14 protein-coding genes and 1 pseudogene are annotated in these 11,991 nt (G+C 55.1%); 8 read left to right on the top strand and 7 right to left on the bottom strand.

What is annotated here, in order from left to right:
- Entirely contained in the window at positions 1 to 483 is a 483-nt protein-coding gene (locus NPS58_RS17535; protein WP_274116613.1) for a helix-turn-helix domain-containing protein, read from the bottom strand.
- 258 nt (positions 484 to 741) lie between these two features.
- On the opposite strand from NPS58_RS17535, the gene NPS58_RS17530 reads away from it, so the two are divergent.
- From NPS58_RS17530 to NPS58_RS17515, 4 genes are all read left to right on the top strand, one after another.
- Positions 742 to 1,107 (top strand): DUF6957 family protein, encoded by a 366-nt coding sequence (locus NPS58_RS17530; protein ID WP_425313098.1) that lies wholly within the window; start codon positions 742 to 744, stop codon positions 1,105 to 1,107.
- Between the two features lie 42 nt (positions 1,108 to 1,149).
- Positions 1,150 to 1,596: a hypothetical protein gene (locus NPS58_RS17525; protein ID WP_274116611.1), complete on the top strand. Its 447-nt coding sequence runs from the start codon at positions 1,150 to 1,152 to the stop codon at positions 1,594 to 1,596.
- 90 nt (positions 1,597 to 1,686) lie between these two features.
- The gene (locus tag NPS58_RS17520; RefSeq protein WP_274116610.1) at positions 1,687 to 2,070 is read left to right on the top strand and encodes a hypothetical protein; all 384 of its coding nucleotides are present in this window, start codon (positions 1,687 to 1,689) and stop codon (positions 2,068 to 2,070) included.
- 55 nt (positions 2,071 to 2,125) lie between these two features.
- Positions 2,126 to 2,356 (top strand): hypothetical protein, encoded by a 231-nt coding sequence (locus NPS58_RS17515; RefSeq protein ID WP_274116609.1) that lies wholly within the window; start codon positions 2,126 to 2,128, stop codon positions 2,354 to 2,356.
- A 108-nt stretch (positions 2,357 to 2,464) separates the two neighbouring features.
- Here NPS58_RS17515 and NPS58_RS17510 read toward each other — a convergent pair.
- From NPS58_RS17510 to NPS58_RS17485, 6 genes and pseudogenes are all read right to left on the bottom strand, one after another.
- Positions 2,465 to 2,578: pseudogene (locus NPS58_RS17510) on the bottom strand (DUF411 domain-containing protein); the annotation flags it as partial.
- 27 nt (positions 2,579 to 2,605) lie between these two features.
- Positions 2,606 to 2,878 (bottom strand): heavy-metal-associated domain-containing protein, encoded by a 273-nt coding sequence (locus tag NPS58_RS17505; protein ID WP_274116608.1) that lies wholly within the window; start codon positions 2,876 to 2,878, stop codon positions 2,606 to 2,608.
- Between the two features lie 114 nt (positions 2,879 to 2,992).
- Entirely contained in the window at positions 2,993 to 5,263 is a 2,271-nt protein-coding gene (locus NPS58_RS17500; protein WP_425313097.1) for a heavy metal translocating P-type ATPase, read from the bottom strand.
- A gap of 90 nt (positions 5,264 to 5,353) precedes the next feature.
- Positions 5,354 to 5,605 carry a DUF2933 domain-containing protein gene (locus NPS58_RS17495; protein ID WP_075948124.1) on the bottom strand — a complete coding sequence of 84 codons (252 nt, stop codon included), beginning with the start codon at positions 5,603 to 5,605 and terminating at the stop codon, positions 5,354 to 5,356.
- A 125-nt stretch (positions 5,606 to 5,730) separates the two neighbouring features.
- Positions 5,731 to 6,132 (bottom strand): hypothetical protein, encoded by a 402-nt coding sequence (locus tag NPS58_RS17490; protein WP_274116606.1) that lies wholly within the window; start codon positions 6,130 to 6,132, stop codon positions 5,731 to 5,733.
- A 99-nt stretch (positions 6,133 to 6,231) separates the two neighbouring features.
- Complete coding sequence (locus NPS58_RS17485) at positions 6,232 to 6,627, bottom strand: hypothetical protein (RefSeq protein ID WP_274116605.1); 396 nt, start codon at positions 6,625 to 6,627, stop codon at positions 6,232 to 6,234.
- 285 nt (positions 6,628 to 6,912) lie between these two features.
- Here NPS58_RS17485 and NPS58_RS17480 point away from each other — a divergent pair, with 285 nt between their 5' ends.
- The 4 genes from NPS58_RS17480 to NPS58_RS17465 all read left to right on the top strand — a co-directional run bounded on the left by NPS58_RS17480 (position 6,913) and on the right by NPS58_RS17465 (position 11,982).
- Positions 6,913 to 7,122: a co-regulatory protein PtrA N-terminal domain-containing protein gene (locus NPS58_RS17480; protein WP_253148584.1), complete on the top strand. Its 210-nt coding sequence runs from the start codon at positions 6,913 to 6,915 to the stop codon at positions 7,120 to 7,122.
- 148 nt (positions 7,123 to 7,270) lie between these two features.
- Positions 7,271 to 9,133 carry a copper resistance system multicopper oxidase gene (locus tag NPS58_RS17475; protein ID WP_274116604.1) on the top strand — a complete coding sequence of 621 codons (1,863 nt, stop codon included), beginning with the start codon at positions 7,271 to 7,273 and terminating at the stop codon, positions 9,131 to 9,133.
- 10 nt (positions 9,134 to 9,143) lie between these two features.
- On the top strand, positions 9,144 to 10,076 hold the full coding sequence (locus NPS58_RS17470; RefSeq protein ID WP_274116603.1) for a copper resistance protein B: 933 nt from the start codon (positions 9,144 to 9,146) through the stop codon (positions 10,074 to 10,076).
- 418 nt (positions 10,077 to 10,494) lie between these two features.
- The gene (locus NPS58_RS17465) at positions 10,495 to 11,982 is read left to right on the top strand and encodes a SulP family inorganic anion transporter (protein ID WP_053870531.1); all 1,488 of its coding nucleotides are present in this window, start codon (positions 10,495 to 10,497) and stop codon (positions 11,980 to 11,982) included.
- The last annotated feature ends 9 nt before the right edge of the window (positions 11,983 to 11,991 follow it).

Raw genomic sequence — 11,991 nt, 5'->3', positions numbered from 1 at the left:
TCACGGCTGTTCGGGCTTGGTTGTTTTCAGATACCTACGAACAGTCGCTTCTGAAAGCCCCAACTTTTCCGCGATCTCAGCGACAGGCATTCCCGACTGCTTCAATCGATTGGCCTCAATGGCATTAATAGCCGCCTCCGGACGAACTGGTCGACCAGGACGTGGCTTCCCAACCCGAGCCTGCGACTCAATCTCAAGGTCAATCCCTGCCTTTCTGATCCTTGCCAGCTGCTTCGAAAGACGTTTTTGACCTTCTTTGAATGATTCGTGATTTTGCATGGAGGTCGCCATAAGCAGGAGCGTAGCCGGATCGAGGCCTAGGATTCCGGCGAGCTTCACCAAGACATCGAGTCCGATACTTACTTCCCCCCGCTCTATCCGGCTGAAATGAGAGCGCCCGAGATTGTTGATGTCCTCTTGGGACAAACCTTGGCCTCTGCGAATCCCGCGAACCACGACAGCCAGTGCTTCTGCCGCATCCATCGGTTTTTTCCCCAATCAAATCTGAGGATAAAGCCACACTCGGAAGCGCCATAACACGCCCAATTAGGTTCATTATGATTGCCTTCGGGCTTGTGTAGAGGTTTAATGGCTTTGCCCATGCGCCTCGGCCTAGGGAACGGAGCGCTGTTGTGGATCAGCCAAGCCGTCGTGAGCAGTAGGTAGCGAGGGTTGGAATTGTCAATTTGATGGTAATTACTGAGGGGATGCCTTATGGCTAGCGTCGTAGAACCCGATTTTATGAAAGGGCCACGGACGCCCCGAGAGGGCTTGTCTGGCAGCTCAGAAGCACGAGCCTTGGTGAGCCAGCGTTTCCCCCAAAAGCCATACTGCTTGATTCGGGACTGGACAATATTTCACATCGAAGTCACCCCCGCAGAGCTCTCCAAGGTTCATGCAACGGGCCAGCTCCCGATGGTCGTGTTTGCTCACAGCGTGGCCGAGGACAGCCAGGGCCGTTTCGAGCGTGGCGATTGGGTTCGTTCGACCATGTGCACCAGCCTCAACGAAGGTGTTCTGTTCGAAACCAGAAACACCGTTTACGCCTTAATTGGCCCTGGTCACGAACAGCCCGCAACCCTGAAGGACGTTTTCTCTTTCTGCTAACCACGCTCCGCATCGGAGCCCCTTGAGTCCCAAGGACATACGATGTTCAGAACACACGACAACGACATGCTCGGCCTGCCGGGTATGTTTGGCGAAGGTCAGTGCCAATGGCATCAGATTTCTAGAGTGCTACGTACTCACTGGTATCACGTCACCATCCAGGCCAAGCAACGGGGGCGAATCAGCGAGGCGGTTCTGATGGTCGACAACGAGCCTCGCCTGCAGCAAATCCTGATCGCCCAAGACGCCGATACGATCATCACTGACGTTCAGGTAGTCACGCCGGCGCACATGAACGGGACTGCGGGATGGCGGATGGAGGTATTGACGAAAGTGACACTTGGCGAAGACGAAAACGAGTGCGTTGTGTGCCTGCTGGAGGTCGAGACAGGCTCCGAATACCACAGCTCACACCAGCCTGGCTTCAGTTGCGATGCACTGAGCAACCTTCGTTTTATCTATCACGCAAACATGATTCGATCAGCCTGAGACTAACCAGGATTCTTGCACGCTACCAGCTCGGATGGTTCCGTGTGGAATTCCTGGTTAAGCCGTATACACCGCCAACGGAATGCAACAATGCTGAACATGATTGATCTGAATTTTCATGGTAAGCGCCACACAGAATTCGACCTAACACGAATCATAAAAGCCCAGGCGCAAGGCTTCGATAGACCCGTCACCGCGTATCTCTGCGGCGCCTCGATCAAAGCCCGAGCGGGCATAGGCGTAGTGTTTGGTCACAACCGTAAAGACCAGTATGGTCGGTTCAGCGATGGTCATCTAATCCGAACATCTGACGTGATTAAAGCGGAGCGCGAGGGCAGATTTTGGGTACTTACTACAGTCAACTCCAGGTACGTCATCGCTACGTTCCAGAGGGGTAATGGACGTGCAAGCCTGCGTGAGTTTCTGCGGCTTGCAGAGGGGATGCACCACTTCACCCCGCGAGGGTCACAGTAATGGTCGTGGTCTTCTTCCACTGGCGAACCCTCCTGAATGGCTTCGAGGTGGTGTCATGATCGTCAAGGCAGGCGAAGTCATCTGCATTGCCTCGGGCATTTTTGAGAATTACGACCGCGCGGGGCCCTTTGTTGCAACGCAGGACTTCGACCTCGATTCATTAATAGCAGAGGCAGTGAAGCCGCTCACAGAGAAATGGGAAGTGTCGAGTTTGTTTGGCGATATTCCCAGGGTGCTTTTCGAAAACGGGCTCATCACCAGCTTCCTTGTCGCAAAATTTACCTAGGAGCGATGGGCGAAGTCGACATTCGGGAAGAGCAGGATGACCTTTGATGACGACGCTTCAAGCATTTTACTAAAGCGTCATGATGGTAGCGATAGAGCTGAGATGGTTTGCCTTGCAGTAGCCGCAGTTAGGATCGCGGTAAACGTCGATGACTTCAGCGGCTTGTGCCGCTCCGGTCATGAGTAGTGTCGTGAACGCAACAATTCGCAGACTGGCATTCATGGGAGTTCTCCTGTTTATAAAAAATGCTTACCGGCAGCAGCAACCGCCGCCGTTCCCGCCACAGCCGGAGCTTTTATTACTCGCTACGCTTTCCACTGTCGCCAGCTGTGCTGGATAGCCCGCGTTCTCCAGGGCCGCAAGCAGCGCTTGGCTGTCCGAATCGCCGCTGACCTTCACCCGTCCGGCTTGTAAATCCACTGCTACGTCACTCACGCCTTCAACTGGGCGCAGCGCTTCGGTGACATGTTTGACACATGAACCACAGTTCATGCCTTGGACTTGCAGTTCAACAGTTTCCATTGGTGACTCCTCACAACAAAGTTGATCATGGAAAGACTGACGCATGAGGCTTTTCTGCGGCGTTGGCTTATCCTCAACCTTGCTGCCATGGCAAGGTCAAGCGGTCGTTTTCACTCAATCAATGGAAGCCTGGCGCAGACGCAAGGCGTTGAATACTACCGACGCCGAGCTCACGCTCATGGCCAGTGCGGCAATGAGCGGTGACAGAAGGTGACCGGTAAGTGGAAAGAACAAGCCGGCAGCCAGTGGGATACCCATGGCGTTGTAAAGGAAGGCGAAGATCAGGTTCTGGTGCATATTTCTCACCGTTGCGACTGACAGGCTGCGAGCACGCAGGATACCGAGCAGATCACCCTTGACCAGGGTGACCTGAGCGCTGTTCATCGCCACGTCAGTGCCAGTGCCCATGGCGATACCTACATCAGCGCGAGCCAGTGCGGGGGCATCATTAATGCCGTCGCCGGCCATCGCCACCCGGTGTCCGGCTTGTTGCAGAGATGCCACCAGACGTTCTTTATCTTGCGGTTTGACCTCGCCGTGAACCTCCTCGATACCCAATTGGCGAGCTACCGAGCGAGCAGTCGTAAGGCCATCGCCAGTGGCCATGATGACCTTGACGCCATCCGCCTGCAGACGCTCTACGGCCAGCTTCGTGGTGGGTTTGATGGGGTCGGCAACAGCCAGCAAACCAGCCAGGGCGCCATCGACTGCCAGGTACATGATGCTCGTACCGTCGCCGCGTAGCTTCTCGGCATGTACTTGCAAGCTCTTGGTGGAAACGCCCGCCTCCTGCATCAACGCGGTATTGCCTAGCATCAGGCGGCGACCCTCCACCTGACCGCTTACACCGATACCTGAGGCTGACTCGAAGGTTTCAGGTGTCACCAGTTTTAGCCCTGCGGCACGAGCCTGCTCGACGATGGCGTGGGCCAATGGATGCTCACTGCCCTGATCGAGACTTGCGGCCAGGCGCAACACTTCATCCTGAGTAAATCCGTGTACGGCCTCGACGCTATGGAACGCTGGTCGACCTTCAGTGAGGGTGCCAGTTTTGTCGACTATCAAGATGTCTATCTTGCGCAGGTTTTCGATGGCGGCGGCATCGCGAAACAATACTCCACTGCCAGCAGCCTTGCCGGTGGCAACCATGACTGACATTGGTGTCGCTAGGCCAAGGGCACAGGGACAGGCGATGATCATGACCGCGACAGCGTTGATTAGTCCGAACACCCAACTTGGCTCGGGCCCCCACAGCCCCCAGCCGAGTAGAGTCAGCGCGGCGATAGCAATCACCACAATCACGAAGTAACTGGCAATCACGTCTGCCAGCCGTTGCATTGGCGCTTTTGAGCGTTGTGCCTGCACAACCATCTGCACAATCTGTGCGAGCAGGGTCGCCGACCCTATCTTCTGCGCCTGCATCACCAGACTGCCGTGGATGTTGAGAGTGGCGCCAATCAGCGCGTCGCCGGCTCTCTTCATGATCGGTATCGGTTCGCCGGTGAGCATCGACTCATCTACAGCGCTTTCGCCTTGCAACACCTGACCGTCGACAGGCACTTTTTCGCCCGGTCGCACACGTAACGTGTCGCCGCTGTGTACGTGTGTCAGAGGGATGTCTTCTTCCGTGCCATCGGCATTGATCCGTCGGGCAGTTTTGGGTGCCAGTCCAAGCAGCGACTTGATGGCAGCCGAGGTTTGCGAGCGAGCCTTGAGTTCAAGCATCTGGCCGAGAAGGGTCAGTGAGATGATCACAGCCGCCGCTTCGAAGTACACACCGATGCGGCCCTCCATCATGAAGTTGCTGGGGAATACATCGGGGGTCAGGGTGGCCACGACGCTGTAAAGGAAGGCCGCCGCCGTGCCGAGGCCGATTAGCGTCCACATGTTCGGACTTCGCTGAATCACCGAACGCACACCACGCACATAAAACGGCCAGCCAGCCCACAGCACGACGGGTGTAGCCAATCCCAGCTCGACCCAATTTTGCGTGGTGCCATGGAACAGCACCAGGGCATGGCCACCCATAGCCAGCACGGTTACGATCACTGTCAGTGGCAATGTCCACCAGAAGCGCCGGGTGAAGTCCTTGAGTTCTAAGTTCTCTTCTTCCTCCAATTCGGGAATCACCGGCTCTAAGGTCATGCCGCACTTAGGGCAGACGCCGGGGCCGATCTGGCGAATTTCCGGATGCATGGGACATGTGTATTCAGCGGCACCCGTTAACGGTTCTGTTGTTGTCTGAGGGACTGGTTCGATTTTCAGTTGAGATATTCGATAACGCTCGGGCGCTGCCCTGAAGGTCGTTTGGCATTTCTGGCTGCAGAACCGGTAGTTTTGCCCCTCATATTCCGTGCTGAACTGGCTGTCGTTACTCACGGTCATGCCACATACCGGGTCATGGGAGCCAGTGGCTTGGGGTTCAGAGTTCTGTATTGGGCCGTGCTCTTGACGAACCTCAGGGGTGTGCATGAGCTAACTCCTGTTCGCATCCTTGGTTGAGACTGAGGTTTCGCCGTGATGATTGTGACCACCGTGGTGGTGCCCGAAAAAATGCATCAGCGGGCACAACAGCAAAATCATATAAGGCAGTAAACCCAGCATATGGCCGTAGTGTTCTCTTGCCAGATAGAACAGCACGATCACCAGCAGCATACCCAGTGCTATGCCGGGTTTGCTCCTCCAAAATGTTGGAGAGGTGTTAGCGGAATGTGGCGAATTCATCATGGTTCTGTACTCCTGAGGGAGTGCGGTTTAGTGATACGTCGTAAAGGTGCAACGGGCGGCAGTTTTACCCTTGGCATATTGGTTAAGGTAAAACCGTCGCTGCATTGCCTACAGGCTTGTGCGCGTCACTTGCTCATCGGCATGTTCATCATGCTCGTTTGCTGATCCATCATTTTCATCATCATGTTCATCATTCCCATCTCCATGCCGTCTTTGTTGCCGTCCATGCCCATGCCCTTGCCATGACAGTTCTTATGCATCATGGCCATGCTGTCCTTCATCGTCTTCATGCTCTCCTGCATGGCGGCGTGTCGCTCGGCAGGGGTCTTGGCGGCGGCTGCCTTGTCGTGTGCAGCCTGCATTTTTTGCATTTGCTCGGTCATGACATTGTTTTGCATCGGCGTAGCTGCTTCGCTTGTCTTGGCGGGCGCGGTCTGCCCCTCCGGGTGATGCTCATCGACTGCCGAGGCGATAAGTGGGCTGCTCACGAGCAGGGTGGCGAGGATAAATTTCAATGTGGCATGCATGGCAATCTCCAAAGGGTCAGGACAACTCAGGTAATACCAAGCCGCGCCAGGTTGGCGCAGTCAGACAGTGCGCCGAAGATCGGCGCGCAGAAGGTCGGATTAATCGTTGAAACGGACGAAAATCAGGCGGGCAGGAGGTCTGGCCGGTACAGGGCGCCGTAATGCAAGAAAGGCAAAAGCGGAGGGATTGGCGGGATACAAAATCAGCAACGCTGGGATAAGGAGCAGAAACGTCCAACTGAACAGGTCAAATATTTGAAGATGGAGCGAAGGACTTACAGCTATTGCCGCATCGGCGCAGTGCTGAAGGCAACCGAGGGCATGGGCGTCGTGGCTATCGTGATCTTGCGTGGTGATCAGCGAGACATGAGTTGTAGCCGGATTGTGGCTGGGCTGTGCCAGACATCCCTGGGTCGCTGCCAGACCAAACGCTAACACCCACAGCACGATGGCGAGGCGTATGAACGTTGGTTGACGATGGCGAAACCAGAACATGGAGAATCTCCGGTACTGATTAGCGGATTTTGATTTTTCAACATACGCCACATTGAAGTGCCACGGTTGATCTACATCAATTTATGCAGCCGGCTGTCGGTTCTGTGGTGCGGTCAAATTTTATGACGCCCGTCGATCTTTCAGATGTTGAGTTTCTCCGTGTGCTGTCAAAAGTGTAATCACCGGCTAAGCGTGCTGACAGGTACGTCCCCTCATCATCCTCATCGAGCTGACGCTCAAACTCTCTGGTTTCATCGAGAGTCAATTCCTTGAAGGAGATGCACTATGAAAGCAACCAACGTTGTGATTCTTACACTCAGTTTGGCTATATCGTCCCTGGCCTTTGCCGAAGGTGGCGGCGACCGTGCGGTTGAGCGCATGGAACAAGCTCGCCAGACGGCAATGGCCACCGGAAAGTCTGCCCCCGGAGCTGAGGCGCAAGAAAATATTGCACAAGAGAAGCTCAAGGCTGAAAAGCAGCCTCACCATTGCTGAGCCAACCAGCTTACTGAAATGTAATCACCCCGTTTGCTGGCTTATGGCATCTTCCGATACATCAAGCGCACTAGCTCGTCTAGCGTTAGCCCTTAGGGGCACGCCCAGTGCGCACATCTAACATCCGACTGACGGGACATGAATCGGTATGCAAGCCAAAACCTCTCGGCGCACCTTTGTGAAAGGACTCACCGCAGGCGGGATTCTCGGTGGTTTAGGCCTCTGGCATACCCCTATCTGGGCCGCCCCTAGAGTGGGCGATGCCAATGTCTTGTCAGGTACAGAGTTTGACCTCTTCATCGGAGAAACACCGGTAAATATCACTGGGAACTCCCGGACGGCCATGACCATAAATGGCGGGATTCCTGGGCCCCAGCTGCGCTGGCGTGAGGGCGATACCGTGACCTTGCGGGTCAAGAACCGCCTCAAGGATATGACTTCTATCCACTGGCACGGAATTATCCTTCCGGCAAACATGGACGGTGTGCCAGGCCTTAGCTTCCATGGAATTGAGCCTGATGGCACGTACGTCTATCAGTTCAAGGTCAAGCAGAACGGAACGTACTGGTATCACAGTCACTCCGGCTTCCAAGAACAGGTTGGTGTGTACGGCCCACTGGTCATCGATGCCAAAGAGCCTGAGCCTTTTGAGTATGACCGCGACCTCGTGGTGATGCTTAGTGACTGGACTGATGAAAATCCTGCTTCGCTGATGAAAACACTGAAGAAACAGGCGGACTACTACAACACCCATAAGCGAACAGTGGGTGACTTCATCAATGACGTGGCTGACAAAGGTTGGTCAGCGACCGTCGCTGATCGCAAGATGTGGGCCGAGATGAAGATGAATCCTACGGACATTGCGGACGTCAGTGGTGCGACGTACACCTACTTGATGAACGGACAGGCTCCGGACTCCAATTGGACTGGCACCTTCAAACCTGGCGAAAAGCTCAGGTTGAGGTTCATCAATGGTTCAGCCATGTCCTACTTTGATGTACGAATTCCAGGTTTGAAGATGACTGTTGTGGCCGCTGATGGCCAATACGTCAAACCGGTAAGCGTGGATGAGTTCAGGATCGCCACTGCCGAGACTTTCGACGTGATCGTCGAACCCACGCAAGAGGCCTACACACTGTTTGCGCAGTCGATGGATCGGTCGGGTTACGCCCGAGGCACCTTGGCTGTCCGGTCTGGCATGACTGCTCCAGTACCTGCGCTAGACCCTCGTCCTCTAGTCACCATGGCCGACATGGGTATGGCCGGTATGGATCATGGCGCGATGGGTGGTATGGGCGACATGGCTGCAATGGATCACAGCAAGATGGCCGGTACGGAAGACAGCTCAATGCAGGGTATGTCGGGGATGGACGGCGGCGACATGAAAGATAGCTCTGGTGCTATGCAAGGCATGTCCGGTATGGACAGCATGCAGGGAATGGATCACAGCAAGATGTCCATGGGCGGCATGAGTGGTATGGGGGAAATGCAGTCGCACCCAGCCACAGAGTTCAACAATCCTCTCGTCGACATGCAGGCCATGTCAACGTCGCCAAAGCTTGATGATCCTGGCATGGGCCTTCGGGAGAATGGCCGAAAGGTACTGACGTACTCTGACCTAAAGAGCACATTTGAAGATCCGGATGGCCGTGAGCCAAGTCGAACCATCGAATTGCATTTGACCGGTCATATGGAGAAGTTTTCCTGGTCTTTCAACGGCGTGAAGTTTTCGGACGCCGAGCCATTAAAGCTGAAATATGGCGAGCGAGTCCGCATCGTTCTCGTCAACGACACAATGATGACCCATCCCATCCACTTGCACGGCATGTGGAGCGACCTTGAAGACGAAAACGGGCAATTCCTTGTCCGCAAACACACCATCGATATGCCGCCAGGATCAAAGCGCAGCTACCGGGTGACTGCAGATGCGCTGGGACGCTGGGCCTATCACTGCCATCTCCTATACCACATGGAAATGGGCATGTTCCGTGAAGTGCGCGTGGAGGAATAAGGAGATGGCTATGAGTAATTTCTTAAGCGGGACTCGCATGCACTCGGCTGTACTCACGGTCGCTCTCACTGCTGGTGTTGCCTTGCCGGCAGCTGCTGAGTCTAGCCAGGGCGTGGCCGCTGGGCAGATGCAGGGCATGGATCACGGCCAAATGCAGGGCATGGATCACAGCCAGATGCAGGGCATGGATCACAGCAAAATGGAGGGTATGCAGCCCGCCAAGCAACCACTAACTCAAAGCCGGACTCCGATACCACCACTTACCGATGCTGACAGAGCCGCAGTCTATAACGCCCCTGGTGGTCATGAAGTTCATGACACTGCAATCAACTCATTTTTTATATTTGAAAAACTGGAATGGCAGGATGCTGACGATGGAAGCGCGCTGAACTGGGAAGCACAAGGTTGGATAGGGGGAGATGTTGATCGGCTATGGTTGCGCTCCGAAGGTGAGCGCACCAATGGGAAGACTGAGGAAGCAGAGGTTCAGGCACTTTGGGGCCACTCCATTAGCCCTTGGTGGGATTTAGTCGGTGGGGTTCGTCAAGACTTCAAACCAGGCGACCCACAAACGTGGGCTGCTTTCGGTATTCAGGGCCTGGCGCTCTACAATTTCGAGGCCCAGGCTACTGCTTATCTGGGTGAAGGTGGCCAGACCGCTGCTCGGTTGGAGGGTGACTACGACATTCTCCTTACCAATAAGCTGATTCTGCAACCGACGGCAGAATTCAATTTCTATGGCAAAAACGATCCCCAACGTGGAGTTGGATCAGGGCTGTCTGAAAGTGAGATTGGTTTGCGGCTCCGGTACGAAATCCGTCCGCAATTCACACCTTACGTCGGTGTAACTTGGAATCGGGCTTACGGCAAAACCGCAGACTATGCCCGCGATGAAGGCGAAGATAATAACGAAGCACGCCTAGTGCTCGGCGTCCGAGTGTAACCGTCTGGCCAACTCACCCCTCAGCACACAGACCAGCTCGGACAAGAACGGGTGGAAAACAAAGCCTTGCCCGCAGGTATACCCATTGAATAAGCCTGTATCTGACGTAGGTCATGCAGAGCCTGCCAGCGGGTCGCAATCGACGATGGCTTCATTGTATACTTCGGCTCCGCATACCCCTTGAGCTACAGGAACATCAGCATGACTGTACTCCAAACGATCTACTGGCAGCCTACGCCGCCTTAGCGCTACGCCCCCTCGCAACAACCTGCTTCCGCTAGCCTCGCTCGCGGGTGCTCACTGCTGTACGCCTGGTTTTACACCTTAAGCACACAGCAAAAAATCCTCAAAATTTGAATTTGTATCGATTCGCTCGCCACTCCCTTGGCGTGCGCGATGCTTTGCCTTGGATATTTATATGCTGCAAAAACTTAGACAAACGTGGTTTTCCAACGTCCGTGCCGACGTGCTCGCGGGGCTGGTGGTCGCACTCGCGCTGATCCCGGAAGCCATCGCCTTTTCCATCATCGCCGGGGTAGATCCCAAAGTCGGTCTCTACGCCTCCTTCTGTATCTGTGCTGTCATCGCCTTTGTCGGCGGGCGCCCCGGAATGATCTCGGCGGCGACAGGCGCCATGGCACTGCTGATGGTTACGCTGGTAAAAGAGCATGGACTCCAGTACCTGCTGGCCGCGACTCTACTATGTGGCGTACTTCAAATCCTTGCCGGCTACCTGAAGCTTGGCTCGTTGATGCGCTTTGTTTCACGTTCGGTAGTCACCGGCTTCGTAAACGCATTGGCGATTCTGATTTTTATGGCGCAATTGCCTGAGCTGACCAATGTCACCTGGCATGTCTATGCCATGACCGCTGCGGGCCTGGGAATCATCTACCTGTTCCCGTATGTACCGAAAATCGGCAAGCTGATTCCCTCTCCGTTGGTGTGCATTCTGACGCTGACTGCCATCGCCATTTACCTCGGTTTGGATATCCGCACCGTCGGTGACATGGGCCAACTGCCGGACACGCTGCCGATTTTTCTGTGGCCTGAAGTGCCGCTGAACTTTGAAACCCTGCGGATCATCTTTCCTTACTCCGCAGCGCTGGCAGTTGTAGGCCTACTGGAGTCGATGATGACCGCGACCATCGTCGACGACCTGACGGATACCACCAGCAACAAAAACCGCGAGTGCAAAGGCCAGGGTGTGGCCAACATCGCTGCCGGCATGCTTGGCGGTATGGCAGGTTGCGCCATGATCGGCCAGTCGATCATCAACGTGAAATCTGGCGGCCGCACCCGTCTCTCGACATTGTGTGCCGGCGTTTTCCTGCTGCTGATGGTGGTATTTCTTGGCGAATGGCTCTCCAAAATCCCTATGGCCGCACTCGTGGCTGTAATGATCATGGTGTCCATCGGCACCTTTAGCTGGGATTCCTTGCGTAATCTGAAAGAGCATCCGCTGTCGACCAACCTCGTCATGGTGGCGACCGTCGTGGTCGTCGTGGCCACTCACAATCTGGCTTACGGCGTACTGGTAGGTGTGCTGCTGGCCTCCCTGTTCTTCGCAAACAAGGTCGGGCACTACCTGGATATCAAGAGCACTCTTGAAGAGACGAAATCGCATCGGACTTACCGCGTCGTGGGCCAGGTGTTCTTTAGCTCTGCGGACAAGTTCACTGAGGTTTTTGACTTCAAGGAGGCGCTCAACAAGGTCACCATCGATCTCACACAGGCGCATTTCTGGGATATCACCGCCGTCGCAGCGCTGGATAAGGTCGTAATCAAGTTCCGACGCGAAGGAGCTGAGGTTGAAGTGCTCGGTCTCAATGAAGCCAGCGCAACAATCGTTGACCGCTTCGGCGTGCATGACAAGCCCGGCGCCATCGACAAGCTCATGAGCCACTAAGGAGAACGA

This window comes from Pseudomonas putida (genome assembly GCF_028682455.1).
Taxonomy (GTDB): Bacteria; Pseudomonadota; Gammaproteobacteria; order Pseudomonadales; family Pseudomonadaceae; genus Aquipseudomonas; species Aquipseudomonas putida_AA.
The sequence above is the reverse complement of the archived record's forward strand: the minus strand, read 5'-3'. Positions and strand labels throughout refer to the sequence as shown.

Bases quoted from the DNA above. Each gene is read 5' to 3' on its own strand.
- NPS58_RS17535 (WP_274116613.1), bottom strand. From the start codon at position 483: ATGGATGCGGCAGAAGCACTGGCTGTCGTGGTTCGCGGGATTCGCAGA.
- NPS58_RS17530 (WP_425313098.1), top strand. From the start codon at position 742: ATGAAAGGGCCACGGACGCCCCGAGAGGGCTTGTCTGGCAGCTCAGAA.
- NPS58_RS17525 (WP_274116611.1), top strand. From the start codon at position 1,150: ATGTTCAGAACACACGACAACGACATGCTCGGCCTGCCGGGTATGTTT.
- NPS58_RS17520 (WP_274116610.1), top strand. From the start codon at position 1,687: ATGCTGAACATGATTGATCTGAATTTTCATGGTAAGCGCCACACAGAA.
- NPS58_RS17515 (WP_274116609.1), top strand. From the start codon at position 2,126: ATGATCGTCAAGGCAGGCGAAGTCATCTGCATTGCCTCGGGCATTTTT.
- NPS58_RS17505 (WP_274116608.1), bottom strand. From the start codon at position 2,878: ATGGAAACTGTTGAACTGCAAGTCCAAGGCATGAACTGTGGTTCATGT.
- NPS58_RS17500 (WP_425313097.1), bottom strand. From the start codon at position 5,263: ATGACCGTGAGTAACGACAGCCAGTTCAGCACGGAATATGAGGGGCAA.
- NPS58_RS17495 (WP_075948124.1), bottom strand. From the start codon at position 5,605: ATGATGAATTCGCCACATTCCGCTAACACCTCTCCAACATTTTGGAGG.
- NPS58_RS17490 (WP_274116606.1), bottom strand. From the start codon at position 6,132: ATGCATGCCACATTGAAATTTATCCTCGCCACCCTGCTCGTGAGCAGC.
- NPS58_RS17485 (WP_274116605.1), bottom strand. From the start codon at position 6,627: ATGTTCTGGTTTCGCCATCGTCAACCAACGTTCATACGCCTCGCCATC.
- NPS58_RS17480 (WP_253148584.1), top strand. From the start codon at position 6,913: ATGAAAGCAACCAACGTTGTGATTCTTACACTCAGTTTGGCTATATCG.
- NPS58_RS17475 (WP_274116604.1), top strand. From the start codon at position 7,271: ATGCAAGCCAAAACCTCTCGGCGCACCTTTGTGAAAGGACTCACCGCA.
- NPS58_RS17470 (WP_274116603.1), top strand. From the start codon at position 9,144: ATGAGTAATTTCTTAAGCGGGACTCGCATGCACTCGGCTGTACTCACG.
- NPS58_RS17465 (WP_053870531.1), top strand. From the start codon at position 10,495: ATGCTGCAAAAACTTAGACAAACGTGGTTTTCCAACGTCCGTGCCGAC.